23 protein-coding genes are annotated in these 25,594 nt (G+C 50.6%); 21 read left to right on the forward strand and 2 right to left on the reverse strand.

Annotation, left to right across the window (positions count from 1 at the left end):
* The first annotated feature begins 37 nt into the window (after positions 1 to 37).
* The 11 genes from trpS to dacB all read left to right on the forward strand — a co-directional run bounded on the left by trpS (position 38) and on the right by dacB (position 11,256).
* A complete protein-coding gene (gene trpS, locus HUU10_04625) occupies positions 38 to 1,015 on the forward strand; it encodes a tryptophan--tRNA ligase (GenBank protein NUQ80876.1) in 978 nt (325 codons plus the stop codon).
* Between the two features lies 1 nt (position 1,016).
* Complete coding sequence (locus HUU10_04630; protein ID NUQ80877.1) at positions 1,017 to 1,787, forward strand: segregation/condensation protein A; 771 nt, start codon at positions 1,017 to 1,019, stop codon at positions 1,785 to 1,787.
* The gene (gene scpB / locus HUU10_04635) at positions 1,780 to 2,493 is read left to right on the forward strand and encodes an SMC-Scp complex subunit ScpB (protein NUQ80878.1); all 714 of its coding nucleotides are present in this window, start codon (positions 1,780 to 1,782) and stop codon (positions 2,491 to 2,493) included. The genes HUU10_04630 and scpB overlap by 8 nt, the downstream gene beginning before the upstream one ends.
* Positions 2,474 to 3,712 (forward strand): rRNA pseudouridine synthase, encoded by a 1,239-nt coding sequence (locus tag HUU10_04640; GenBank protein ID NUQ80879.1) that lies wholly within the window; start codon positions 2,474 to 2,476, stop codon positions 3,710 to 3,712. The genes scpB and HUU10_04640 overlap by 20 nt, the downstream gene beginning before the upstream one ends.
* Positions 3,713 to 3,717: 5 nt before the next feature.
* A complete protein-coding gene (locus HUU10_04645) occupies positions 3,718 to 5,094 on the forward strand; it encodes a sigma-54-dependent Fis family transcriptional regulator (protein ID NUQ80880.1) in 1,377 nt (458 codons plus the stop codon).
* Positions 5,091 to 5,774, forward strand: a complete 684-nt coding sequence (locus HUU10_04650; protein NUQ80881.1) for an ABC transporter ATP-binding protein — start codon at positions 5,091 to 5,093, stop codon at positions 5,772 to 5,774. Before HUU10_04645 ends, HUU10_04650 begins: the two co-directional genes overlap by 4 nt.
* Positions 5,758 to 6,705 (forward strand): quinolinate synthase NadA, encoded by a 948-nt coding sequence (gene nadA / locus HUU10_04655; protein ID NUQ80882.1) that lies wholly within the window; start codon positions 5,758 to 5,760, stop codon positions 6,703 to 6,705. Before HUU10_04650 ends, nadA begins: the two co-directional genes overlap by 17 nt.
* Position 6,706: 1 nt before the next feature.
* Positions 6,707 to 8,302: an L-aspartate oxidase gene (nadB, locus tag HUU10_04660; protein NUQ80883.1), complete on the forward strand. Its 1,596-nt coding sequence runs from the start codon at positions 6,707 to 6,709 to the stop codon at positions 8,300 to 8,302.
* Positions 8,303 to 8,381: 79 nt separating this feature from the next.
* Positions 8,382 to 9,233 carry a universal stress protein gene (locus HUU10_04665; GenBank protein NUQ80884.1) on the forward strand — a complete coding sequence of 284 codons (852 nt, stop codon included), beginning with the start codon at positions 8,382 to 8,384 and terminating at the stop codon, positions 9,231 to 9,233.
* A 14-nt stretch (positions 9,234 to 9,247) separates the two neighbouring features.
* Positions 9,248 to 9,877 (forward strand): uracil phosphoribosyltransferase, encoded by a 630-nt coding sequence (gene upp / locus HUU10_04670; GenBank protein ID NUQ80885.1) that lies wholly within the window; start codon positions 9,248 to 9,250, stop codon positions 9,875 to 9,877.
* A gap of 17 nt (positions 9,878 to 9,894) precedes the next feature.
* Positions 9,895 to 11,256, forward strand: coding sequence for a D-alanyl-D-alanine carboxypeptidase/D-alanyl-D-alanine-endopeptidase (dacB, locus tag HUU10_04675; GenBank protein NUQ80886.1), 1,362 nt, complete (start codon positions 9,895 to 9,897; stop codon positions 11,254 to 11,256).
* 8 nt (positions 11,257 to 11,264) lie between these two features.
* Here the strand turns inward: dacB and HUU10_04680 are convergent, their stop codons facing one another.
* Together HUU10_04680 and HUU10_04685 are read right to left on the reverse strand one after the other, a co-directional pair.
* Entirely contained in the window at positions 11,265 to 12,086 is an 822-nt protein-coding gene (locus HUU10_04680; protein ID NUQ80887.1) for a hypothetical protein, read from the reverse strand.
* Positions 12,087 to 12,216: 130 nt separating this feature from the next.
* Positions 12,217 to 12,747 carry a class IV adenylate cyclase gene (locus HUU10_04685; GenBank protein ID NUQ80888.1) on the reverse strand — a complete coding sequence of 177 codons (531 nt, stop codon included), beginning with the start codon at positions 12,745 to 12,747 and terminating at the stop codon, positions 12,217 to 12,219.
* 400 nt (positions 12,748 to 13,147) lie between these two features.
* Between HUU10_04685 and HUU10_04690 the strand changes: the two genes are divergently transcribed.
* The 10 genes from HUU10_04690 to thrA all read left to right on the forward strand — a co-directional run bounded on the left by HUU10_04690 (position 13,148) and on the right by thrA (position 25,551).
* Positions 13,148 to 13,285 (forward strand): hypothetical protein, encoded by a 138-nt coding sequence (locus HUU10_04690; protein ID NUQ80889.1) that lies wholly within the window; start codon positions 13,148 to 13,150, stop codon positions 13,283 to 13,285.
* Positions 13,286 to 13,470: 185 nt separating this feature from the next.
* Entirely contained in the window at positions 13,471 to 15,198 is a 1,728-nt protein-coding gene (gene ilvB, locus HUU10_04695) for a biosynthetic-type acetolactate synthase large subunit (GenBank protein ID NUQ80890.1), read from the forward strand.
* A 12-nt stretch (positions 15,199 to 15,210) separates the two neighbouring features.
* Complete coding sequence (ilvN, locus tag HUU10_04700) at positions 15,211 to 15,726, forward strand: acetolactate synthase small subunit (GenBank protein ID NUQ80891.1); 516 nt, start codon at positions 15,211 to 15,213, stop codon at positions 15,724 to 15,726.
* A gap of 20 nt (positions 15,727 to 15,746) precedes the next feature.
* Positions 15,747 to 16,763 (forward strand): ketol-acid reductoisomerase, encoded by a 1,017-nt coding sequence (gene ilvC, locus HUU10_04705; GenBank protein ID NUQ80892.1) that lies wholly within the window; start codon positions 15,747 to 15,749, stop codon positions 16,761 to 16,763.
* A gap of 31 nt (positions 16,764 to 16,794) precedes the next feature.
* Positions 16,795 to 17,901 carry a 3-isopropylmalate dehydrogenase gene (gene leuB, locus HUU10_04710; protein NUQ80893.1) on the forward strand — a complete coding sequence of 369 codons (1,107 nt, stop codon included), beginning with the start codon at positions 16,795 to 16,797 and terminating at the stop codon, positions 17,899 to 17,901.
* 17 nt (positions 17,902 to 17,918) lie between these two features.
* Complete coding sequence (locus HUU10_04715) at positions 17,919 to 19,514, forward strand: 2-isopropylmalate synthase (protein ID NUQ80894.1); 1,596 nt, start codon at positions 17,919 to 17,921, stop codon at positions 19,512 to 19,514.
* A gap of 32 nt (positions 19,515 to 19,546) precedes the next feature.
* Positions 19,547 to 20,842, forward strand: a complete 1,296-nt coding sequence (locus HUU10_04720) for a 3-isopropylmalate dehydratase large subunit (GenBank protein ID NUQ80895.1) — start codon at positions 19,547 to 19,549, stop codon at positions 20,840 to 20,842.
* 17 nt (positions 20,843 to 20,859) lie between these two features.
* A complete protein-coding gene (locus HUU10_04725; GenBank protein ID NUQ80896.1) occupies positions 20,860 to 21,423 on the forward strand; it encodes a 3-isopropylmalate dehydratase in 564 nt (187 codons plus the stop codon).
* 9 nt (positions 21,424 to 21,432) lie between these two features.
* On the forward strand, positions 21,433 to 23,034 hold the full coding sequence (locus HUU10_04730) for a citramalate synthase (protein NUQ80897.1): 1,602 nt from the start codon (positions 21,433 to 21,435) through the stop codon (positions 23,032 to 23,034).
* Positions 23,035 to 23,058: 24 nt separating this feature from the next.
* Positions 23,059 to 25,551: a bifunctional aspartate kinase/homoserine dehydrogenase I gene (thrA, locus tag HUU10_04735; GenBank protein ID NUQ80898.1), complete on the forward strand. Its 2,493-nt coding sequence runs from the start codon at positions 23,059 to 23,061 to the stop codon at positions 25,549 to 25,551.
* The last annotated feature ends 43 nt before the right edge of the window (positions 25,552 to 25,594 follow it).

Genomic DNA, 25,594 nt, shown 5'->3' on the forward strand with positions numbered 1-25,594 from the left:
ACACTGGGCTTTTAACCAGGTAAAACGAAAAGATTTAATGAAAAAAGTAATTCTGTCCGGAATGCGGCCGACCGGCAGGCTTCATATTGGTCATTATGTGGGCGCCCTCGAAAATTGGGTGAATCTGCAGGATGAATTCCAAACCTACTTTCTTGTTGCCGACTGGCATGTTCTGACCACCAATACCGATTCAGCAAACATTGAAACCCACTCGGTTGACATGATCATGGATTGGATTGCCTCCGGAATTGATCCGGTTAAAAGCCCCATTTTCAGGCAAAGCCAGGTGAAAGAGCATGCTGAACTGTTCCTGCTCTTTTCAATGCTGATCACCACGGCACGCCTTGAACGAAACCCGACCCTGAAGGAACAGGTGAGAGATCTGGATATAGAAAGCCTTATTTACGGACATCTCGGCTATCCGGTGCTGCAGGCAGCCGATATTCTGTTGTACAAAGGAAATGTGGTTCCGGTAGGGGAAGATCAGCTCTCTCATATTGAAATCACCCGTGAAATTGCCAGACGATTCAACAGTCTCTATGGTGAGGTGTTTCCGGAACCCGATCCCAAATTGACAAAATTTTCTCGTCTGCCCGGATTGGATGGGAAGGCAAAAATGTCAAAATCCCTGGGGAACACCATTTTCCTTTCCGACCCGCCCGAGGCCATTCTGAGCAGTGTCCGGCAGGCGGTGACCGACACGCAAAAAGTGCGAAAAAACGATCCGGGCCGTCCGGAAGTCTGTACGGTTTTTACCTATCATCAGAAATTCAATCCTGCCTCCACCGGGGAAATCGCTGCCGGCTGCCGGTCCGGGGCATTGGGATGTGTCGACTGCAAAAAACAATGTGCAACCGCCATTTCCGCGTTTTTTGAACCTGTCAGGGAAAAGCGCGCTGCGCTGGAAGCACGTCCTGACGATGTGAGAGATATTCTTGCCGACGGAGAGAAGCGTGCAAAATCCGTTGCGGCCAGCACCATGGCCGATGTTCACCGGGCAATGAAACTGGGATAACGTGTACCGCGTTCAGCTCGATCAGTTCGAAGGACCCCTTGATCTTCTCCTGTTTTTTATAAAACGGGATGAATTGAATATTTACGATATTCCCATTTCACGGATAACTTCAGAATTTCTGGATTATATACACTTTATCCGGGAAATGGATCTGGAACTGGCCAGCGATTTTATTTACATGGCCTCGTTTCTGTTGAGTATCAAAGCACGGATGATGCTCCCGCAGGTTCCTGATGAAGATGGTCAGGTGGAAGACCCGCGGGCCGAACTGACAGCCATGCTGCTGGAGCATAAACAGTTTAAGGAGGCAGCCGCAGAGCTGACCGACTGCGCCAACCGGCAGTCACACCATTTTCCCAGGATTCAGTTTGCCGGTGAACGACAGCTGGCCGATACCCACGCAGATCCGGGACTGGAAATTGCTTTGCAGGATGTCACTTTGTGGGATCTGATGGTGGTTTACCGGAAAATCATGCAGGATCAGCCCAAAATCGTCGTTCACGAAATCAAAAAAATTACCATTACCATCGAAGACCAGATCAGTTATATAAAAACCCGGCTTGGAGCAGTTCCGCGCTTTTCCTTCCGTGAAGTGCTGTCGGATCTCCGTGAAAAAATTGCCGTCGTGATCACCTTTCTGGCCGTTCTCGAAATGGCCAAATTACAGCAGGTCACCCTGTTTGTTACCGATGACCTCTCCGACTTTTATATTGTACCACGTGAAACTCCCGATGAAGATACCACCGGTGAAGAAGTAAGTACCTATGGATGATACACAAGTCCCCCAGACCGGGGCAGACCGTACCGATGATTTGTTTCTGCCGGATGATGTGCTGCTGCCGGTGGTGGAAGGATTGATTTTTGCTTCCGAAACTCCGCTGGGAATTCCGGCCATCCGTGCCCTTCTGGATGAAGAGTTTGAACAACCGGGAGCCATTACCGATGGCCGGATTGCCGAAGCCATCGACCGGCTGAATAAAGATTATGAGCAGCAGAACCGGGTGTTTTTTATTCAGGCCATTGCCGATGGTTATTGTTTTATGACCCGCGAAGCCTTTGCCCCCTGGGTTTCGAAACTGTACCGGAACAAGCAGGTTAAGCGGATTAACCAGTCAGCCCTCGAAACCCTTTCCATCATTGCCTACAAACAACCCATCAGCAAACCAGACATTGAGAACATCCGCCGGAGTAATTCGGATTATGCTGTCAAAATTCTGCTGGAACGGAATCTGATTACGGTGGTGGGACGCGGTGAAACAGTTGGTAAACCCCTGTTGTATGGAACAACCCGTGAATTTCTCATGCATTTCGGCCTGAAATCGATCCGTGAGTTGCCAAAACTCCGCGAGATTTCCGAAATCATGAAAGATGATGATTTTGAATTTGAACAGCAGATGCGCATCCGGATGGATTCCCCCGATGGTGAATCTGCACCCGAAAGTACCCCTGAGGATATGAATGAAGACACGCAAGCCTGATTACGGTAAACACAATCCCAACCGGAAACCACAGGGCAAAAAGCCCTGGACACCCGAGGATGATGAGCCGAATTTTAATCTGATCTCCGAAATCGATGAGTACGGAATCCGTAAATCGAAATCGAAAAAATACATTGAAAACGAACACCGGCGTTATGGTTATTCGGTGGATACCCTCCGGGGAACAGCCGTGCTGAAGCAACAACAGCATTTACCCAATGTTGAGAAGGTCTGGAGACCCGATACACCGGGGAGTCCCCTGAATCAACGGAATGGTGCCGGAAAACCCGATCGTCCCAAGGGGTTTAAGCCGCAGCAAAAGAATAAACCAAGACCTGCCGATAATGGAAAACGGCGCGTCGAAAACGGAACCGGAAACCAGCTGGTTAAATCGGCTGAGGACCGCCATCCCGACAACCGGAAGAAAAAGCAAAACCGTAAACCCAAATCCAATCCGAATCCCGTTAAAGGGGTTCAGGTCCCGCCAGTTCCGGGTGAAATCCGGCTGAATAAATACCTGAGCCAGAAGGGAGTTGCCTCACGCCGGAAAGCAGATGAGTTGATCGAGAGTGGAATGGTCAGTGTTAATCAGGTGGTGGTCAGGGAACTCGGTGCCCGCATCAATCCGGAAAAGGACACCATTCATGTGAATGGAATTCCGGTTACTGGTTCGCTGGATCAGCATTTTTACCTTGTTCTTAACAAACCGAAGGATACCATCACCACCCGCAGTGACGAAAAAAACCGTTCAATCGTGATGGATCTGATCGAAGAAAGTCTGCGTTCACGGGTGGTTCCGGTGGGACGTCTTGATCGTGATACCACCGGTGTTCTGCTGCTAAGCAACGATGGTGATCTGATTCATGCATTGACTCATCCGAGTTTCGAAATTCCCCGGACCTACCAGGTCCGTTTAAATAAGAAAGTTCTGAAAAAGGACATCAACCGTATTCTGAGCGGAGTCACCATTGATGAGGAATTCATGTCGGTTTCTGATGCCGGTCACACCGGTGATGATAAAGCCGAGGTATTTCTGACTCTGAAGGAAGGGAAAAACCGCGAAATCAGGCGGATTTTTGAATTTCTTGGTTATGAAGTCGAAAAACTGGATCGGGTCAACTTCGCCGGCATCACCTGCGAAGGAATCGGACGGGGTGAATACCGGCCGTTAACCCGTGAAGAAATCAGCTATCTGAAATCGTTGGTGCGCCAGAAGTGAATCCACTGACCGTTCTGATTATCGATGACTACCTGCCAACGCTGGATAGTGTTTCCACACTGCTCGAGTCGTCTGGTTATTCGGTGCTGACCGCTTCAGACGGGCCATCCGGTCTGGAACTTGCCCGGCTGAACCGCATAGATCTGGTTCTGCTCGATGTCAAAATGCCAGGAATGGATGGATTTGAAGTCATTGATCGTTTGAAACGGGACCGTCCGGACCTGCCGGTGATCATTATCTCTGCACATGACGCTCCCTCCACCGCCCTCCGGTCTGCGGGACTTGGTGCATTTGAGTTTCTCGAGAAACCGCTCGATTCTGACAAGTTACTGGCTTCCCTTAAAACAGCTCTCGATAAAAAACGGCCTCAGGCCGATCAGAAAAAGCCCAGAAATCAGGTAGAAGGCACGTTTGATATCATTGGTGTCAGCAAGCCTGTTCAGCAGATCAGGGAACTCATCTACCGGGTGGCCAAAACCGAAGCCCGCGTGTTGATTACCGGTGAGAATGGCACTGGAAAAGAACTGGTAGCCCGTGCCATTCACCGTCACTCGCACCGGAATCAGGCCCCGCTGGTCGAAATCAATTGTGCAGCCATTCCGCAGGAACTCATTGAATCCGAACTGTTCGGACATGAAAAGGGATCCTTTACGGGGGCCTCGCAGCAACGGATCGGAAAATTTGAACTGGCCAATGGCGGTACGCTGTTTCTCGATGAAATTGGTGACATGTCCCTGCCGGCTCAGGCCAAGGTACTCCGTGCACTTCAAAACAACATTATCCAGCGGGTTGGTGGAACGGATAACATTCAGGTGGATGTGCGTGTCATTGCAGCCACCAACAAAAAACTTTCAGAAGAAATTGAAGCCGGCCGGTTCAGAGAAGATCTGTTTCACCGACTGAACGTGATCCCGATCGTCGTTCCACCCCTTCGTGAACGTCGGGATGATATTCCCATTCTGCTCCGCCATTTTATCAGAGAAATTGCATCGAGACAATCATTGCCTGTGCAGGACATTTCTCAGGAAGCCCTCGATCTGCTGCAGTGGCTAGAGTGGAAAGGAAATGTCAGGGAACTTCAGAACATGGCCGAGCGATTGGTCATCATGTCCCACGGACCAGTGATCGGGGAAACCGATGTTCAATTGTTTGTCCCGCGTGACACGGTCCGTTCCTCACCTCTTTCGAATGATCTGTTCGATCAGACCGACAATTTTCAGGACTTCAAAGACCTTTCCGAAAAGTTGTTTATCAGCAGGAAACTGGAAAAGTTTGGTTGGAATATCTCAAAAACAGCCGAAGCGCTAGACATTCAGAGAAGCCACCTCTATAACAAAATTGAAAAGTATAAAATCAGACGGACCTCGGGAGCCGGGGAATGACCACCGAACCGCTGTTTGAACTGACCGCAGTAAGGAAATCCTTCCAACGGGAAGGACGTGAGCCACTTGAAGTTCTGAAGGGAATTGATCTCGGGGTGAACAGAGGCGAATTCCTCACCATCATCGGTAAAAGCGGCTCGGGAAAAAGCACCTTACTTCAGCTGATGGCCGCTTTTGATAAACCCACCTCGGGGACCATCCGGTTTAAAGACTCTCCCATGCAAAACTGGGGTGATGCTCAGCTGAGTATTTATCGCAATCAATCGGTTGGATTCATTTTTCAGTTTCATCATTTGCTGCCCGAGTTTTCTGCCGTCGAGAATGTCAGAATGCCTGCCGTGATCGGAAATCGCAAAATCACCAGAGAGCTGAACCAATCCGTCATGGATCTTCTTAATCTGGTGGGCCTGACCGACCGTGCCGACCATAAACCCGGTCAACTGAGCGGTGGTGAACAACAGCGGGTGGCCATTGCACGAGCTCTGATCAATAAACCCGATGTCCTTTTTGCTGATGAACCTACCGGTAATCTCGATACTGCAAACTCTGAAATGGTTTTCAATATATTGGAAACGGTTCACCGGCAACTCGGGACCACCCTGCTGGTAGTGACTCATAATCAGGAACTGGCTGGCAGGGGAACAAGACAACTGGAGTTGAAGGATGGAAATTTTGTCTGAGAAACAAACCAATCAGGATGTGGTTGATCAGATCGGCCGGTTAAAAAAAGAACTGAATGCGGTTATTCTGGCTCATTACTATCAGGAAGGGCCAATTCAGGACATAGCCGATTTTGTGGGTGATTCACTGGCGCTTGCCCAGGCAGCCGTGAAAACCAATGCCGATATCATTGTTTTTGCCGGTGTGCATTTTATGGCCGAAACAGCCAAGATTCTCAATCCGGGAAAGAAAGTGCTGTTACCCGATCTCAATGCCGGGTGTTCCCTTGCCGATGATTGCCCTTATGATGATTTCAAAGCATTTAAGGCCAAACATCCCGGGCACAAGGTAATTTCTTACATCAATTGTTCGGCGGCCATTAAAACCCTCTCCGATGTGATCGTGACCAGTTCAAACGCCGAAAAGATTGTCAGGTCCTTTCCAGCGGATCAGCCGCTCATTTTTGCTCCGGATAAAAACCTGGGTGCCTTTCTGAACCGCAAACTGGGACGAAACATGGTCCTGTGGGACGGATCCTGTCAGGTACACGACATTTTCTCGGAAAGTGAACTGATCCGTTTAAAACTCGATCATCCCGGTGCACCGGTTCTGGCCCATCCTGAATGCCGGGCAAACATCCTCGATCATGCCGATTACATCGGAAGCACCACGGGGATCCTGAATTATGCGCTTCAGTCCGATAAACGCGAATTCATTGTGGTAACCGAACCCGGTATTATTCATCAGATGGAAAAAGCCTTTCCTGATAAATCATTCATTCCTGCACCGGGTGAAGGCGGCTGCGCCTGTAATGAGTGCCCGCACATGAAACTGAATACACTCGAGAAATTGTACCTGTCCATGAAAAACGGATTTCCCGAAATCACCCTCGATGAAGAAACAATCCGTCTGGCCCGTCAACCCATTGAACGAATGCTGGCGCTGAGCTGATATGGTGGTGGTTTCGGACTATCTCGTAATCGGTAGCGGAATTGCAGGCCTGACTTTTGCGCTGAAAGCAGCCAAAACAGGGACTGTGCATATCATTACCAAAAAAGATTCCGCCGAATCGAACACGAACTATGCCCAGGGCGGAATTGCGGCTGTTTTTTCTGAAACCGACTCCTTTGATGCCCACATTCAGGACACACTGACTGCAGGTGACGGTCTTTGTAACCGTGCTTCGGTCGATATTCTCGTCAAGGAAGGTCCGGAACGGATCAGGGAACTGATTTCAACCGGTGTCGAATTTTCTTCGGAAAATGGCAGACCCGAATTGATAAAAGAAGGGGGGCACTCAGCCAGCCGTATTCTTCATGCCAGAGACCTGACCGGCCGTGAAATTGAAAGGGCCCTGCTGAAAGCTGCCCAGGAACACCCTTCCATCAGAATCCACGAACACCGGCATGCCATCGATCTGATCACCAATCATCAGGTCAGAAACGGATTGACTCAGGATGAAAACCGGTGTTATGGTGCGTATGTGTTGAATCCGGCCACCGGTCTGGTTGATGTTTATCAGGCAAAAGTGACCTTTCTGTCCACAGGCGGAGCCGGCAGGGTTTACCTTCATACCACCAATCCTTCCATTGCCACCGGAGATGGAATTGCCATGGCATGGCGGGCTGGCACGCCGGTAGCTAACCTGGAATTCATGCAATTTCACCCCACCAGTTTTCAGCTCAGGAATGGCAATCACTTTCTTATTTCAGAGGCCGTTCGTGGTCATGGTGGCATTCTGAGAACCCGCCGGGGTGAAAGGTTCATGGAAAAGTATGATCCCCGGTTGGAACTGGCGACCCGTGACATTGTAGCCCGCGCCATTGATCAGGAAATGAAGAAAACGGGTGATGAATCGGTTTTTCTGGATGTCACCCATCTGGAAAGCGAAGAAATTGACCGGTATTTTCCAACCATTGCCGCCACCTGCCTGCGCGAAGGAATCGATATCAGAAAGGATTGGATTCCTGTGGTTCCTGCTGCTCACTACATGTGCGGTGGCGTGGTATGTGACTCCGCTGGCCGGAGCTCGATCAGAAACCTGTTTGTCGGGGGTGAAACCGCCTTTACCGGAGTACATGGCGCTAACCGGCTGGCTTCCAATTCGCTGCTCGAAGCAGTTGTATGGGCTCACCGGTCGGTTCAGGAGGCGGAGGCTCTGGTCACCAATGCACCGTTTTTCACTGGCACCATTCCTCCCTGGGATGATAAAAATACCCGTACCAATGAAGAGTGGGTTCTGATCTCACACAACATGAAGGAAATCAGAACCCTCATGTGGGATTATGTCGGAATCGTCCGGTCAAACGACCGATTGTCACGTGCGCGCCGCCGGCTGCAATTTCTTAAGGAAGAAATTGACCATTTCTACAAAACCACCCGTCTGACCCCCGAAATCATTGAACTCAGAAATCTGGCAACCGTGGCTACCCTTATAGTGGATTGTGCGCTCACCCGCAAAGAGTCGCGCGGACTTCATTATTCACTTTCCTGGCCAACCCGGTCCGATACAGTGGCCGATACCATTCTTACCCCTCCAAAGGCTTGATGCAGGCAACAGGCCTGCCTGCCCTTATTTTATTAATCCGGAGTAATGTTTATATTTAACGATATTTTCCGGAGAACCCATGTGGACGCTCACTAATCTGCTGGTGCCAACCGATTTCAGCAACCATTCCGAACTGGCCATTAAAATTGCCACTCAGGTGGCGAAACCGTTTGGCTCACAGCTCGAAATTCTTCATGTCACCGATTTCGAAAAACAATCGGCCGATTATGCCGGTTACAAAGGCAGCAAGGAAAGCCTGATCAAGGTGATTCAGAATGAAGCCGAGCTGAAAGTGAATAAGCTGGTGAAGGAACGCGACTGGGGCGGTCTCAAGGTTGTGGGAATCAACATTGTCGGTACCGCCATCGAACGTATCGTTCACGTGGCACGTCAGCGCAAAACCGGACTGGTGCTGATGGCCACCCGGGGACGGGGAAATGCAACCGATTTTGTTCTGGGATCAACCACGTACAAAGTGATCCGCACGGCACCCTGCCCGGTGTTATCCATCCCGAATCCGAAAAATGAATTTAAAGTGGAACGGATCCTGTTCCCGACCGATTTTTCTAACAATTCCTATCTGGGATATGAGTATGCTGTATCCATGGCCCGGCACTGGAACGCTCAATTGAATATCCTTCATGTGGCCGATCAGGATACACCCGACCTGGAGGTGATCGAGCAGAAATTCACCGCCCTGAAGTCAGCTGCCTTTGCAGAAGGGGTCATCAATGTGGTGACTCACCTGACCAAGGACCGCGATGCCAGTGATGGAATCAAAAATTTCACCGATTCCAAAAACATGGATCTGATTGTGATTGCCACCCATGGTCATGGCGGAGTGAAACAGTACTTTCTGGGCTCCACCACCGTTGATGTGGTGACCCGCTCTGCAGTACCCGTGCTTCTTATCCGTCAGTACGAATATTGAAACAGGTTCTCCCGTTGGAAAAACAGGTTCACATTATCGATCACCCGCTCATTAAACGGAATCTCACCGTTTTGCGTGATAAAAATACGCCGAGCCACCGGTTTCGTGAGGTGGTGACCGAATTGAGTATGCTCATGGCCTACGAGGTGACCAAGGATATCAACCTGCAATCGTATGATATCCAGACCCCGCTCGAAAAAACCACCGGTCACTTTATTTCCGACCAGATTGTGATCATTCCCATTTTACGGGCTGGTCTGGGAATTCTGGATGGATTCACCCGTTTCCTTCACGAGGCCCGAGTGGGCATGCTGGGTCTGTACCGCGATCACCGTACCCATGAACCGGTCGAGTATTATTCCAATGTTCCATCCGGATTGGAAAATTCGGTGATTTTGGTGATCGATCCCATGCTCGCCACTGGCGGCAGTGCCATCATGGCTGCGGATTACCTGAGACGATTGGGCGCAAAAAAAATGAAATTCATTTGTCTGATAGCGGCGCCGGAAGGAATTTCCGCTTTTCATGAAAAGCACCCTGATATTCCGGTATTCACAGCATCGGTTGACCGGTGCCTGAATCCGAACAAATACATTTTACCCGGACTCGGCGATGCCGGTGACCGGATTTTCGGAACCAACTGATCCCCACAGCTGATTTCATGAGACGAATACCCATTTCAATTTTTATCCCGATTCTTCTCGGGGGACTTACTCTGGTTGCCAGCCAGTTGCAGGCAGCCACCCCAAAGACTCCTTCACGGCTTTCCGATTACCGGTTCAGTGAGGACATGCCCGACAGCCTGAGGTATGAACTGGTTTCGGATCTGCTAAAGAAAATCATCAGCCGTAAACCCTACAACCGGACCCGGTTCGGCATCGACATCCGCGAAGTCGGCGGCAGACCAGTCTTCCAGTATCGGGAAGATGCTGCACTGAAACCGGCTTCGACACTTAAAGTCATCACCACAGCAGTTGCCCTCGAAAAGCTGGGTCCCGAATTCCGATATCATACCGTCATTACCACCGATGGGGAATTGACCGATAGTGTGCTGGATGGTAATCTCATCATTCACGGCACCGCCGATCCGCAATTGTCTGGATTTTTTGATGGCGAAATCATCGGAATCGTTTCTGAATGGGCCGATCAGCTTCAGGCTGCAGGAATCAGGAAAATTACCGGATCGGTGTTCCTGGATAATTCCTATTTTTCTGATGATGATGGCAAGTTGCTCACTAAAACTGCCACGGTAGCCTTATTTGATAAGGCCGATAAATCCCAGCTGGTCCGTCAGGTCAGGAACAAGAAGGGCAAACTCATTCAGCAAAAAATCAGATTGCGGCGGTCTGCCCGTAAATTGGTTCAAATTAATCTGAACAATTACCTGGCCGACCGGTTGGCTGGTGAACTGGCCCGCCGGGATATGATTTCGAACAAAACCGTTGAACTGGCTTCTGAACAGCCCGATTCGGTTCAGTTTAATGTACTGATCGCACATCAGTCTCCCTCACTGGCAGAAATCATCAAGCGGACGAACAAGGAAAGCGACAATTTCTACGCCGATCAGTTGCTGCGTACACTTGGCTATGAAGTTCTGGGAACCGGAAGTCTGGAAGCTGGGATCCGGGTTACCGAGGCGTTTCTGGCCATCCGGTTGGGAATTGATCATCCCGATCTGACCATTGCCGATGGTTCCGGGCTGAGTCACGAAAACCGCATCACAGCCGATATGTTGGTGCGGACCCTTGAATACATGGCCATTGCCTCGACCAACAAGGATGTTTTCTACAATTCACTTTCCATCCCAACCATTGACGGAACGCTGGAACGCCGGATCAGACATCCGCTTGCCACTCAGATCCGCGCAAAAACCGGGAGCATAACCGGTGTGGTGACGCTGACCGGGTATATGAGTACCCAATCGGGAAAAGAGCTGGTTTTCAGCATTCTCTGCAACGGTGGTCGTGCTTCACGGCTGAAAAGCCTGGAAGACGAGATTTGTAAACTTCTTCTGAATATCTGACCAGCAGGTCAGATCACCTTACCAGCTTTCAGACGGTCCCGTTTTTTGATTTCTTCGGGAATGGCCAGATCCTTCAGATCCTGAAAGGTGAATTTCTGAGAATATTTCCTGCTGAGTCTCGTCCCATTTTCCGTCCGGCGGATTTCTGACCAGGTCGGAGAAAAAGCCCGTCCTGAAAAAACCAGAGAATCGGATCCCACCTTCAGGGTCATGAACCGTTGCCCGGTCGAATCGGTTTCAAACCGTTCCAGAGTCATCGCTTCTGAACGGAAGGCATAAGCCGCCGTATCCAACATGATTAATTGAACCGACCCGAGGGGGCGAAGGGCGTTCCAGGCCGAGAGAAATCCGAAGTCCACCTGAAGCGAATCGCGGGTTTCCAGTTCCGTTTCCGGGAGATTCCGATAGTGTTTCACAGGGGCCAGCCGAGCCAGTTCCGGCTGGAAGTAAAGGTACTGTGAATCGGACCGCAGGGAATCGGCCCCATCCCGTTTCGTTCCGATCACCTTAAAAAACTCGAGATGAGCCCAGAGTGGCCGGTTCAGGGAATCGGTAATTAACCGCATGCCAGAGTGCAGATTGTTGCCGGGATAAGACCTTCGGATGATCTCGTAATAATGATAAATTCCTGCATCGTTGGTCTGAATGGTCTCTGTGCCCAGGGTGTCGCCGGTGGCAGAAAGCACATGATAGGCGGTTTCATTGACGAGGATGGGTTTCACCGGCAATTGAAAAATCCGGGGGACTCCCTGATACTTGAATGTGATTACATAGACCAGAAATCCCAGCAACATGGCAATTACCACGCCCCGGATCCAATATTTACTCATGCATACTCCGTGAAATGGCCATGAAAATACCCTAAACGCAGCAAGCTGACAAGAAAGTGCCTGTTTTATGCCCACTCAGTCTGTCATTGATTTACAGGTGAGGCATCCGCAGACACACTTTTTGGGTTTCTTACCGGGTATTACTCCGAGATTTCCCGTTAAGTAAATCAACATAGGCGGTATCAATTAATGTGTCGCTGGCAATCTGCAATTCCTGCAGCAACCGGTTTGCCTCATTCAAACCCGATTCACCGGATTCATCATCGCTCAGTACCACCTCCAGTTCGAGAAAGTTCCCGAGGGATTCCACCTCGTCCAGATGAACGCGGGTTCGGCCAATCAGGTAGAGGGTGCGTCGCTTCCTGACCCTTCCTGCCGTTCCCATGGACCTTTCCAGCAAAAGACGCATGCCGTCGGGATCGGGCACCGGAACGATCAGATAATCAGAAGTCGCCGGACCGGTCTGATCGGGGCGTTGGTAGAAAATCAGTTCACCGGATCCATCGGCAAAAACCCTCAGTTTCAGCCGGCCGGTGGGTGTGTTGAAAAAGGTATCATCCTGATGAAGGAGGGTGGGGCCGGCCGTGGCCAGTTGTTCAACCAGCCGTCGGGTCTTTGCCGGTTCAACCAATATGGCTTTGATTTCGATGTTGCGTGGCATGGGAGTTTGTAATAACCGTGAATAAAGGTCTTAAAGTTGGAATATACAGAAAAGGAGATAGGAATGGGTGAGATTGGTGTCGCCCGGCCACGGACAAACCCGATGAGTTGTAACCCTGAAACCACTACCTTTTCATCAATATTAACGGCCGTTAATCCCGTCCCGAATTTTAATATTGAAAAGAGTTGATTCGGAAAACATTATTTTCTGAAATGATATCAAATCCGCATAAAAGATTGTATTGGCAAGAATCCCCGAATAACTAACGGACTGGAAGCGGTTGAATCGGGGTCGGTCATGAGAAAAAGTGGAAGAAAGTGTTGATTGCAGTTGACTCTCCGAAGAAAATCCGATATCATTGCTGAAGAATTTAAACAAAAGCCCTTAAAACGCTTTACCAATGAACCAGACAACCACAGCCACAACTTCACTGTTCAACACCGGGATTCCGGTTGCTGTTTCTGGTTCCGTCACCCGTCCGACTCTCCTTCTTGCAGGCCTTGTGATTCTCCTTAGCGGTATTATTACCCTCGGATAAATCTCCGGTCAGCCTGCATCGCCACCCAAACCAAAACCAAACGATGATAGGCTGAAAAAGGCCTCCTGATTAGGTGTTGGAAGATGACCCACGGATTCAATTTTTTGGTCTGAGGGATGGTTGGTTATCCGGTTTGCCGGAAGCTGCCTTCAGACCCTTTATGAATGATAAGGATGGAGACGGCAATGTTTGATACCAGCAAACCCTTGAATGGGGCCGAAATTTTCCTCGAATCGCTGCGCCGGGAAGGCGTGGATCTGATCTTCGGATATCCGGGCGGCGCAGTCCTCGGGATCTACGAAAAGCTGTACGACTGCGATTTCCTCACACACATACTCGTCAGGCATGAACAGGGTGCCACACACATGGCCGAAGGCTATGCCAAAGCTACCGGAAAAGCCGGTGTGGTGCTCGTTACTTCGGGTCCGGGAGCAACCAATACGGTGACCGGCATTGCCGATGCGTATATGGATTCAATTCCAATGGTCGTGTTTACCGGTCAGGTCCCATCGAAACTGATAGGAAACGATGCCTTTCAGGAAGCCGATATTGTGGGAATCACCCGTCCGATCACCAAGCATAACTTTCTCGTGCGCGATGTGAATGACCTGGCCCCAACCATTAAGAAGGCCTTTTACATCGCTCAATCTGGTCGCCCGGGTCCGGTTCTGGTCGATATGCCCAAGGATATGCTGGCCGCAACCACGATGTTCAATTATCCCGAATCGGTCGATATCCGCGGGTACAAGCCGACGTATAACGGTCACTCCCAGCAAATCAAAAAAGCTGCCCAGGTGCTCCGAAAGGCCAAGCGCCCGTTGCTGTATGTGGGTGGAGGCGTGATTTCATCGGGTGCTCACCGCGAGCTGCGCATGCTTGCCAAGGAAGCCGGCCTTCCTGTCACCATGACTCTTCATGGTCTGGGAGCCTTTCCCATGACCGATTCTCAGTCACTGGGTATGCTGGGCATGCATGGCACGTTTTGGGCCAACATGGCCACCGATCACTGCGATGTTCTGGTTTCGCTCGGTGCCAGGTTTGATGACCGCGTAACCGGTAAAGTGGAAACCTTTTCTGCTCAATCCTACAAGATCCATGTCGATATCGATCCGTCTGCCATTGATAAAAATGTGGTGGTTGACCTGCCCATTGTGGGGGACCTGAAAATGGTTCTTGCCGAACTGCTGACCGAATTAACCGAGAGTCCGATTAAAACAGACTATTCTGAATGGTGGGCTCAGTTAAACGAGTGGCGTAATAACTGTCCGCTGGATTATGAAAAGCAGGATGGACGCCTGAGGGCACAGTTCGTTCTGGAACGCATTTCTGCCAAGACCAACGGTGAAGCTGTGGTGGTAACCGATGTGGGTCAGCATCAGATGTGGACCACTCAGTTTTATCAGTTCAACAATCCGCGCTCACATATAACCAGCGGCGGTTTGGGAACCATGGGTTTTTCTGTTCCGGCTGCCATTGGTGCCGCTTTTGCCATCAAAGACCGTCCGGTGGTTTCTATCTCTGGTGATGGCGGATTCCAGATGAATATGCAGGAGTTGATTACAGCCGCCCATCACAATCTGCCGGTGAAGTTTATCATCATCAATAACAGTTTTCTTGGCATGGTCCGTCAGTGGCAGGATCTGTTTTACAAGGAAAAGTTCAGTTTTACCAACCTGGGTCCATCGAATCCTGATTTCGTCAAAGTGGCCGAGGCCTTTAACTGTGTGGGCATGTCGACCGACAATCCGGCCGAAGTGGATTCGCTTCTCGATCGTGCCATGGCCATCAATGACAAACCGGTTCTGGTCGAATTCAAAGTGGTGAAAGAGGAGATGGTGTTCCCGATGGTGCCATCCGGCGGGTCGGTGAAAGACATGATGGTTCGGCCACTCGATCCCAATCACCTTTTGTAAGAAAGAATTCCGATGAAACGAATTATATCCGTTTGGGTAGAAAACAAATTTGGTGCGCTCAACCGTGTTGCCACGATGTTCAGCGGCCGTGGGTTTAATATTCACTCCATTTCAATCGGGGTGACCGATGATCCCGATGTCTCGAGAATGACCATTGTCACCTCGGGAGATGACAAAATTCTCGACCAGATCATTAAACAACTGAACCGGCTGATTGATACGATCAAGGTGGTTGATCTCTCGGCTGAAAAATTTGTGGCCAGGGAACTGGCTCTGATCTCGGTTTCCTATACGAAATCGACCCGGTCCGAAATTCTGGATCTGGTTGAAATCTTTCAGGGGAAAGTGGTGGATATCACCCATAAAATCCTCACCATGGAAGTCTCGGGTCCGCCCGAAAAAATCGAAGCGCTGATCAACCTGTGCATCCAGTACGGTATTCGTGAAATTGCGCGGTCGGGTCTGGTCGCCATCAAACGGGAAGAACAGGAAGTTCACCGGGTGGCAAAAGAAGTTTTGATGTCATAAAAAAACGAAGGAACAGTCACATGAAAGTATATTATAACGACGATGCCTCTCTGGCCCATCTGGAAGGCAAGAAAATTGCGGTGATCGGATTCGGGAGCCAGGGACACGCCCATGCACTGAACCTTCACGATTCCGGACTGACGGTGGCCGTTGGTCTGCGTAAATCGAGCGCGACATGGGCCAAAGCCGAGGCTACCGGTGTCGCTGTAAAAACCGTTTCTGAAGCGGCTGCCTGGGCCGATGTTATCATGATTCTGTTGCCCGATCAGGCTCAGAAGGCCGTATATGATGCCGAAATCGAACCGCATCTGACGGCAGGAAAAACTCTGGCTTTTGCCCATGGTTTCAACATCCACTACAAGGTGATCACCCCCCCTTCCAACGTCAATGTCATCATGATTGCTCCGAAAAGTCCGGGACATCTCGTTCGCCGGTCTTATCTGCAGGGCAACGGTGTACCTTGTCTGATCGCCATCTATCAGGATGCAACCGGTACGGCAAAAGATCTGGCACTGGCCTGGGCAAAAGGACTGGGCGGCACTCATGCCGGGGTTCTGGAAACCTCTTTCAAAGAAGAAACTGAAACCGATCTTTTTGGTGAGCAAGCCGTACTCTGCGGCGGATCTGCAGAACTGATCAAAGCTGGTTTTGAAACGCTGGTTGAAGCCGGCTACTCACCTGAACTGGCTTATTTCGAGTGTATGCACGAGCTGAAACTGATTGTGGATCTCTATTTTGAGGGCGGATTAAGCCGGATGAATTATTCGGTTTCTGATACGGCCGAATATGGCGGAATGACCCGTGGTCCGCGGCTGATCACCTCGGATACCAAGAAGGAAATGAAAAAGATCCTCGAAGAAATTCAATCGGGACAATTTGCCCGCGAGTTTCTGACCGAACTGAATGGCAGCAAAGCCAATTTTGAAAAACTTCGCAAATCGAACCGCGAGCATGCCATTGAACGGGTGGGTGAAAAATTGCGGTCCATGATGAGCTTCCTTTTCAAAAAGGACAAGCGCGAAGAAATCGGCGTGTAACGAATTAACCAGTAGCAGACGGAGATTGTCAGTGTCAGTATTAAATGCAAAAGTGGTGGTTCTGGCCGGTGATGGAATCGGTCCGGAAGTCATCGAGGCCTCCATTCCGGTCATGATGGCCGTCGGTAAACAGTACGGTGTCCGGTTTGAGCTGGAAAACCATCTCTTTGGAGGTTGTTCCATCGATAAACACGGTGTTCCGGTAACCGAAGAAACCCTCAACGCGTGTCTGAAAGCCGATGCGGTTCTGCTGGGAGCTGTTGGCGGACCGAAATGGGAGTCGATGCCTCACCACCTGAAACCCGAAGCCGGCCTTCTTAAACTCAGAAAGGTCCTCGGACTGTATGCGAATCTCCGTCCTGCCAAGGTTTACACCTCCCTGGCCGGAACCTCAACCCTGCGTGAATCGGTGATTAAGGGTGTTGATCTGGTGGTCGTTCGTGAACTGACCGGCGGGTTGTACTTCGGTGAGCCCCGCGGTCTCGATGAAAATCGTGGCTGGAACACCATGGCCTATACCCGCGAGGAAATTGTCCGGATTGCCAGGAATGCCTTTGAACTGGCCAAAAGCCGGCGGCATATTCTCACCTCGGTCGATAAGGCCAATGTGCTGGAAGTGTCGCAATTCTGGCGTCAGGTGGTGAATGAAGTTGCCAAAGACTATCCGATGATCCGGGTGAACCACATGTATGTCGATAATGCTGCCATGCAACTGGTCCGGAATCCGGGTCAATTTGATGTGATGCTGACCGAAAACATGTTTGGTGATATCCTCAGTGACATTGCCTCCATGATTCCGGGAAGTCTCGGCATGCTTCCATCTGCCAGTCTGGGAGATAAACATTCTCTGTATGAACCGGTTCATGGATCGGCTCCTGACATCGCCGGGCAGGATAAAGCCAATCCGATTGCAACCATTGCCTCGATTGCCATGATGTTTGACCGCACGTTTAAAATGCACATGGCCGCCGACAGTTTAAATCAGGCCATTGAACGGGTTCTGAATGCCGGATTCCGTACCGCAGACATTGCCGCCCCCGGAGAGAAGACCGTGGGTACCAGGGAAATGGCAGCCAAAATTGAAGCCTCGTTTTCCGACGTGTATGCCGATCAACCATTCGGCTTTGCAGTCGGCTGAAAGAAAGGAAACCATCCATGCCGGAACGGATTATCATTTTCGACACCACCCTGCGTGACGGCGAACAGTCACCGGGTGCATCGCTTTCTGTCTTTGAAAAAGTGGAAATTGCCAGACAACTCGAGCGATTGGGTGTGGATGTGATCGAAGCCGGATTTCCGGTTTCCTCTCCTGCACAGTTCGAAGCCGTTCAGCGGATTTCCGATCAGTCCACAGCGATCATTGCTGGTCTTTGCCGTGCTGTTGAAAAAGACATCCGGACAGCCTATGAGGCGTTAAAGAATGCACGGCGCAAGCGGATCCATACCTTCACCAGTACTTCCGACATCCATATTCTCGGAAAATTTGGTGATCCGCGGTATGGTCAGACCCTGGCCGAAAAGCAGCAAACCATTCTTAAGATGACGGTTGATGCCGTTTCCTTTGCCAAAACCCTCACCGCCGATGTGGAATATTCTGCCGAAGATGCCGGCCGTACCGATATCGGATATCTGGCCGAGGTGATTGAAGCAGCGATTGCAGCAGGTGCCACCACGGTAAACATCCCCGATACCACCGGTTATTGCATGCCAGAGGAGTTCGGAAAGAAAATCGCTGAACTGAAACGTCGGGTTAAAAACATCGATCAGGCGGTTATCAGCGTCCACTGTCATAATGACCTCGGGCTGGCCGTAGCCAATTCGTTGTCGGCTGTTCTGAATGGGGCCCGTCAGGTCGAATGTACCATCAACGGAATCGGTGAGCGGGCAGGAAATGCCTCGATGGAAGAAATCGTCATGGCACTTACCGTCCGGAAAGATCTCTGGCCGTTTGAAACCGGTATTCAGACCCAGGAAATCTACAATTCCAGTAAAATGGTCTCTGCATACACCGGCCTGATCGTCCAGCCGAATAAGGCCATTGTGGGCGACAATGCGTTTGCTCATGAATCGGGCATTCATCAGGATGGCGTTCTGAAAAACCGTCAGACTTACGAAATCATGACTCCTGAAACGGTTGGGGTACTAAAAAATAAAATTGTTCTTGGCCGTCACTCGGGCCGTCACGGACTTGTGGCCCGGATCCGCGCCATGGGTTTCGAAATGACCCCCACGGAATTGGACGACCTGTATGAAAAATTCCTCGATGTCGCAGACAAGAAAAAGGAAGTGTATGATGACGATCTGCGGGTGCTGATGGGTGAGGAAGTACAGCGTCACCATGAGGAACAGGTTTATGATCTGGATTACCTGCAGGTGACACTCGGGTCCACCATTGTTCCGACGGCAACCGTCAGGATCAAAACGAAGAACGGTCCGGTTCAGGCCAGTTCGGCAGGTGATGGTCCCGTTGATGCAGCATTTAAAGCACTGGAAGCAGCCACCGGTACTTCATTGAAAATCGAAAATTATCAGGTCCGGTCGGTTACCAGCGGGCGCGATGCCATGGGTGAGGTCATCTTACGGATCAGAGACAATGGAAAAACGTTCACTGGAAAGGGCACTTCGACCGATATTATTGAGGCCAGTGTCCGGGCTTATCTGAATGGATTGAATCATAAATTTCATATGGAAAAAATGTGGCAGGACCAAAATGCCACGGTTTGGCAGGATAATCCGGTCCGGTTTGTTTAAACGGATTGGTCAACTTAAAGAAGGGAACGACTATGGGAATGACAATCACCGAAAAAATCCTGGCTAAATCGGCCGGACGGGACCGTGTCACACCGGGTGAATCGGTGTGGCTGAATGTCGATGTACTGATGACGCATGATGTGTGTGGTCCTCCCACCATCGATATCTGGAAACGGGAATTTGGTCCCGAAGCCAAAATCTGGGACAAGGAAAAGCTGGTCATTTTCCCTGACCACTACATTTTCACCGCAAACTCACACGCAAACGCCAATGTGAACAAATTGCGTCAGTTTGCCGCCGAGTATAACCTGCCGAACTATTACGATGTAGGAACCAGCCGCTACAAGGGTGTTTGCCACATGGCGCTGGCAGAAGAAGGATACAACGTTCCCGGTACCGTTCTTTTTGGTACCGATTCACACACCTGTACATCGGGTGCTTTCGGAATGTTTTCGACCGGTGTCGGAAATTCGGATGCTGCCTTTATTCTGGGAACCGGAAAGATTTGGGAAAAAGTCCCGGAATCGATGCTGTTCACCTTCGATGGAGAAATACCTCCTTACCTGACTGCAAAAGACATGATTCTGCAGATCATCGGGGATATCACCACCGACGGAGCCACCTACCGGGCCATGGAATTCAATGGTGATGGCGTGATGTCTCTTCCAATCAGTGAGCGGATGACGTTAACCAACATGGCGATTGAAGCGGGTGGAATGAACGGAATCATCGAAGCCGATGCACTGACTGAAGCGTATGTGAAGGCCCGGACATCGAAACCGTATGAAATTTTCAAATCGGATCCCGATGCAAAATATGTGGCCAAATACCGTTACAACCTGGCCACCATGGAACCACTTGTTGCCAAACCACACAGTCCGGATAACCGCGATACGGTCCGTAATGTTCAGGGAACGAAACTGACGAAATGTTACATCGGTTCCTGCACAGGTGGCAAACTCGAAGATTTCATCTTCGCTGCCCGTCTGCTGTTCGGCCAGACAGTAAAGGTTCCGACCTTCCTCGTTCCGGCCAGTACCTGGGTCGATTCTCAACTGGATGTTGAAACCGTCAATGGGGTTTCCCTGCGTGAAATCTTCCAGAAGGCGGGTTGTATCATGGGTGAATCAAGTTGTGCAGCCTGTCTGGGCGGACCTTCCGATACCTTCGGACGGGCCCAGGATCAGGAGGTGATCATTTCCACCACCAACCGGAATTTTCCGGGACGGATGGGTAGTAAAAAATCGTCGGTTTATCTGGCTTCTGCGCTCACCGTTGCTGCGTCTGCACTGACGGGTGTCATAACCGATCCACGTGATGTGATGTAAGGAAAGGGAAACAGATCATGGAAAAAATCATAACTGGTAAAGCCTACGTATTGGGTGACAAGATTGATACCGATCAGATCATTCCGGCCGAACATCTTGTCTACAGCCTTTCCGATCCGGAAGAAAAGAAAAAATATGGTCAGTATGCCATGTCGGGAGTTCCGCTGAACGAAGCTGGATTACCGGAAGGCAAAAAACCGTTCATCAACGGAGATAACTGGCAATCGGAATACTCCATCATCATTGGCGGATCCAATTTCGGATGCGGCTCTTCCCGTGAACATGCGCCCTTTGCCATGCAGGTGGCGGGTGTGAAAGCGGTGATTGCAGAAACCTATGCCCGTATTTTCTACCGGAACTGCGTGGATGGTGGTTTTCTGATTCCGTATGAATCATATGAAAAGGTGAATAACCGCATCCGGACCGGAGATGAACTCGAAGTGGATGTCAAAGCCAATCTGGTTAAAAACCTGACCACTGGCGAAACCATTTTACTGAAACCTCTCGGCGATGTGGTTTCCATCATCGAGGCAGGTGACCTGTTTACCTATGCCCGTCAGTCCGGAATGCTGGCCGGATAAGGATCAGCCATGAGTGAACTTTCTCGCATCGAACTGTTCGATACCACCCTGCGTGATGGCACGCAGGGCGAGTCGGTCAATGTGTCGGTGAACGACAAACTCATGATCACCCGCAAACTTGATGAGTTCGGGATCGACATCATCGAAGGCGGATGGCCGGGAAGCAATCCGCGGGATGCCGAGTATTTCAAAAAGGTGAAGTCGCTTGCCGGTCTGAAAGCACGTATTTGTGCATTCGGATCAACGGCCCGCCTGCTGAACAAGGTGCGTGAGGATCAGAACCTGAATGCGCTTCTGGCCAGTGAAACACCTGTGGTTTCCATTTTTGGAAAAACCTGGCGTCTTCATGCCGATGTTGCACTGGGAATTACGGCGGAAGAAAATGAGCAACTGATTTTTGAATCGGTCCGGTATCTGGTTTCAGAAGGCCGTCAGGTTGTTTTCGATGCCGAACATTTCTTCGATGGCTATAAGGATGATCCAGCCTTTGCGCTGACCATGCTCAAAGCTGCAGTCAGCGGAGGAGCCTCCACACTGGTTCTGTGTGATACCAATGGGGGAAGTCTCCCGTTTGAGGTGGACCGCATGGTCAGAGAAGTGGTTGCTCAGGTTTCGATTCCCGTTGGAATTCATGCTCATAATGATGGAGAGCTGGCTGTTGCCAACTCGGTTACTGCCGTCAATGCCGGGGCCACCCATGTGCAGGGAACCATTAACGGTTTCGGGGAGCGGTGCGGCAATGCAAATCTCTGCTCCATCATCCCGAATCTGATTCTCAAACTCGGCAGGAAAACCACCCGCCCGGTGGCGCTGGATCAGTTAACAGCCTTGTCCCATTTTGTGGATGAAACGGCCAATATGGTGCCGATCAACCGTCAGCCCTTTGTTGGAAAATCCGCTTTTGCCCATAAGGGCGGAATTCACGTCTCGGCCGTTTTGAAAGACGGCCGGTTGTACGAACACATTGCACCCGAACAAATTGGTAATCATCAGCGGGTGCTGGTTTCTGACCTGTCGGGGCAAAGTAACATCCGTTATAAGGCCCATCAATTGGGAATCAATCTGGATGAGCATCCCGATCTGGCAAGACGTCTGGTCGACCGGATAAAGGCCATGGAATTTAAAGGCTATCAGTTTGACGGGGCCGATGCTTCCTTCGAACTGCTTCTCCGGACCGAAACGGGTGAATTCCGGCCCTATTTTAATCTGATCGATACCCGTGTTGCGATTTCATCGAACGACATCCGTCAGATTTCCCACAGTGAAGCAGTCCTGAAACTCGAGGTCGATGGGGAAGTGGAACATACCGCCGCCGATGGAATCGGACCGGTGAATGCCCTTGATAACGCACTTCGCAAAGCCCTTGGGCGGTTCTATCCTCAGATACATGAAACGGAACTGGTTGATTACAAGGTCCGGGTTCTTGATGAAAAGGATGGAACGAAAGCCAAAGTACGTGTACTGATCGAAACGGCTGGTGCCGATTCCTTCTGGGTAACTGTGGGCGTTTCCGAAAATATCATCGAAGCCAGTATGCAGGCACTCATTGACAGTCTGAATTATAAATTGTTTTGTGACCGTGTTCCTGTCCGCCATCCCGCAGGGGTCTGACTCCGTATAATTCCCACCAAAAAACTGAAAGGTATCCGATTGACGTCCTCTCCCTGGCTGGTACATAAATTCGGTGGCACCTCGGTCGCCAACGCCGACCGGATTGCCAACGTGGCCTCGATTCTGACCAACGATCACAAAGGAAAAACGGCAGTGGTGGTCTCTGCCATGAGTGGTGTGACCGATGCCCTGCTTGGGTTGCTGGAATCAGCCCGGACCCGTCAGGATGGGGTCTACGATCAGATTGATACACTGAGAAAAAAACACCTCGATGCCATCCAGGCCCTGGTACCACCCGATTACCGCACAGAATTGGTGGCCGCCATTCAGGCCGATTTTCATGATATTGAAGACATCCTGCGCAGTGTCTGGATTACCCGTGAATATTCACCCAGGACCCGGGATTTTGTGTCGGGTCTGGGAGAGGTATGGTCGTCCCGGTTTCTGACAGCCCGTTTCCGTTCACAGGGAATTGAGGCCGTCTGGCTGGATGCGCGTCAGATTCTTGTGGTCGAACCCACCACATCCACACCAAATATTTTATGGGAACCCTCCCAGAAAAAAATGCAGGATTTTCTCTCTTCTGTGAATCCTGACTGGATGGTCATCACGGGTTTTGTGGCTCAGACCGACGATGGCATTCCTACCACATTGGGGCGGAACGGATCGGATTACTCGGGCTCCATTTTCGGAAAACTGCTTCAGGCCGGATCGGTAACCATCTGGACCGATGTGGATGGTGTGATGTCTGCCAATCCGAAACAGGTGCCGGGTGCCGTTGTCATTCCCGAAATGACCTATGAGGAAGCCGTTGAACTGGCCTATTTCGGAGCCAAGGTGCTTCATCCCAGTACGATGGCTCCAGTGATGGAATCGGGCATTCCCATTTACATCAGAAACACTTTTAATCCCTCTTTTCCGGGAACCCGGATTTTTACCACCTCAAAAACAGATAACGGAAGTGTGGTCACCGGATTTTCGACCATCGACAAAGTGGCCCTTATCAACGTCGAAGGAACGGGAATGATGGGGGTTCCCGGCATTTCTGCCCGGCTGTTTTCTGCCCTTCATGAGAAGTCGATTTCGGTTATCCTGATTTCGCAGGCCTCCAGCGAGCATTCTATTTGTTTCGCCGTTCCCGAAAATCAGGCCAATCAGGCCAAAAAAGTGGCTGAACATGCGTTTTTTTCCGAAATCCACCATGGAAAAATCAGTTCGGTCACCATTGAGCATCACTGCAGCATTCTGGCCGCAGTGGGTGAATCCATGTCGGGCAAACCAGGCATTTCCGCGAAGTTTTTCGGGGCACTCGGCAAAGCAGGAGTTAATATCCGGGCCATTGCGCAGGGATCATCCGAACGGAATATCAGTGTCGTGATTGATGCCGACGAAACCACGAAGGCATTACGTGCTGCTCACTCCGGATTTTATCTGTCGGACCAAACCCTGTCTGTGGGGCTGATCGGACCAGGTCATGTCGGAACCACGCTTCTGAACCAGATTGCCTCAGAATCAGCCCGGCTGAAATCCGAATTTGGCATCGACATCCGAATCCGGGGCATCATTTCTTCAAAAAAAATGGTACTCAGCAATCATGGTGTGAATCTGTCCAAATGGAAACACGACCTCGATCAGAGCGAAACCGAGCCGGATCTTCAGAGTTTTATCAAACATATCCATGCCGATTACTATCCGCACAGCGTCCTGATTGATTGCACGTCCTCTGCAGATATCGCCGGAATGTATGTAGACTGGCTTCGTGCCGGAATTCATGTAATCACGCCGAATAAAAAGGCGAATACGGCCGCTTATTCCTATTTTGAAGCCCTCCGGAATGAAGGAAAGCAGATTCAGAAGCACTTCCTGTATGAAACCACTGTGGGGGCGGGTCTTCCGATTATCGGAACCCTTCGTGATCTGGTTCAGACTGGTGATCAGATCATCCGGATCGAAGGGGTGCTTTCAGGAACGTTGGGTTACCTGTTCAGTTCTTTCAATGGAAAAGTTCCCTTCAGTCAACTGGTGAAACAGGCGCGGGATTTCGGATATACAGAACCCGATCCGCGCGATGACCTTTCCGGAATGGATGTCGTCAGAAAAGTGGTGATCCTGGGAAGGGAAATCGGACTGAAAACGGAAGTGGTGGATATTCCCGTGGAAAACCTGGTACCTCCATCTCTCAGAAAAGGCAGTATCGAGGAATTTCTCGCTGGTTATTCGGTGTCGGATGAGGCCATGGCAGCCCGGTATGAGGAGGCAGAGAAGAATGGTCAGGTACTCCGGTATGTTGGTGTGATCGATCCGACTGGCCAGTCCCGGGTTGAACTGCGCACCTATCCGAAGGATCACGCGTTTGCCCGTATTCAGGGAAGTGACAACATTGTGGCCTTTACCACCAGACGATATGAGAAACAACCTCTGATCGTTCAGGGACCGGGAGCCGGCCCTGAAGTAACAGCCGCGGGTGCTTTTGCCGACCTGCTACGGTTATCCGCCTATCTCGGAGGCGTGCTGTAATGCCGGGATTAAAAACGGAGGCCCTTCAACAGAAAGCCTCGGC

The sequence above is a fragment of the Bacteroidota bacterium genome, assembly GCA_013360915.1.
Lineage (GTDB): Bacteria > Bacteroidota > JABWAT01 > JABWAT01 > JABWAT01 > JABWAT01.

Bases quoted from the DNA above. Each gene is read 5' to 3' on its own strand.
- trpS (NUQ80876.1), top strand. From the start codon at position 38: ATGAAAAAAGTAATTCTGTCCGGAATGCGGCCGACCGGCAGGCTTCAT.
- scpB (NUQ80878.1), top strand. From the start codon at position 1,780: ATGGATGATACACAAGTCCCCCAGACCGGGGCAGACCGTACCGATGAT.
- HUU10_04640 (NUQ80879.1), top strand. From the start codon at position 2,474: ATGAAGACACGCAAGCCTGATTACGGTAAACACAATCCCAACCGGAAA.
- HUU10_04650 (NUQ80881.1), top strand. From the start codon at position 5,091: ATGACCACCGAACCGCTGTTTGAACTGACCGCAGTAAGGAAATCCTTC.
- nadA (NUQ80882.1), top strand. From the start codon at position 5,758: ATGGAAATTTTGTCTGAGAAACAAACCAATCAGGATGTGGTTGATCAG.
- nadB (NUQ80883.1), top strand. From the start codon at position 6,707: ATGGTGGTGGTTTCGGACTATCTCGTAATCGGTAGCGGAATTGCAGGC.
- HUU10_04665 (NUQ80884.1), top strand. From the start codon at position 8,382: ATGTGGACGCTCACTAATCTGCTGGTGCCAACCGATTTCAGCAACCAT.
- dacB (NUQ80886.1), top strand. From the start codon at position 9,895: ATGAGACGAATACCCATTTCAATTTTTATCCCGATTCTTCTCGGGGGA.
- HUU10_04680 (NUQ80887.1), bottom strand. From the start codon at position 12,086: ATGAGTAAATATTGGATCCGGGGCGTGGTAATTGCCATGTTGCTGGGA.
- HUU10_04685 (NUQ80888.1), bottom strand. From the start codon at position 12,747: ATGCCACGCAACATCGAAATCAAAGCCATATTGGTTGAACCGGCAAAG.
- HUU10_04690 (NUQ80889.1), top strand. From the start codon at position 13,148: ATGAACCAGACAACCACAGCCACAACTTCACTGTTCAACACCGGGATT.
- ilvB (NUQ80890.1), top strand. From the start codon at position 13,471: ATGTTTGATACCAGCAAACCCTTGAATGGGGCCGAAATTTTCCTCGAA.
- ilvN (NUQ80891.1), top strand. From the start codon at position 15,211: ATGAAACGAATTATATCCGTTTGGGTAGAAAACAAATTTGGTGCGCTC.
- ilvC (NUQ80892.1), top strand. From the start codon at position 15,747: ATGAAAGTATATTATAACGACGATGCCTCTCTGGCCCATCTGGAAGGC.
- HUU10_04715 (NUQ80894.1), top strand. From the start codon at position 17,919: ATGCCGGAACGGATTATCATTTTCGACACCACCCTGCGTGACGGCGAA.
- HUU10_04720 (NUQ80895.1), top strand. From the start codon at position 19,547: ATGGGAATGACAATCACCGAAAAAATCCTGGCTAAATCGGCCGGACGG.
- HUU10_04725 (NUQ80896.1), top strand. From the start codon at position 20,860: ATGGAAAAAATCATAACTGGTAAAGCCTACGTATTGGGTGACAAGATT.
- HUU10_04730 (NUQ80897.1), top strand. From the start codon at position 21,433: ATGAGTGAACTTTCTCGCATCGAACTGTTCGATACCACCCTGCGTGAT.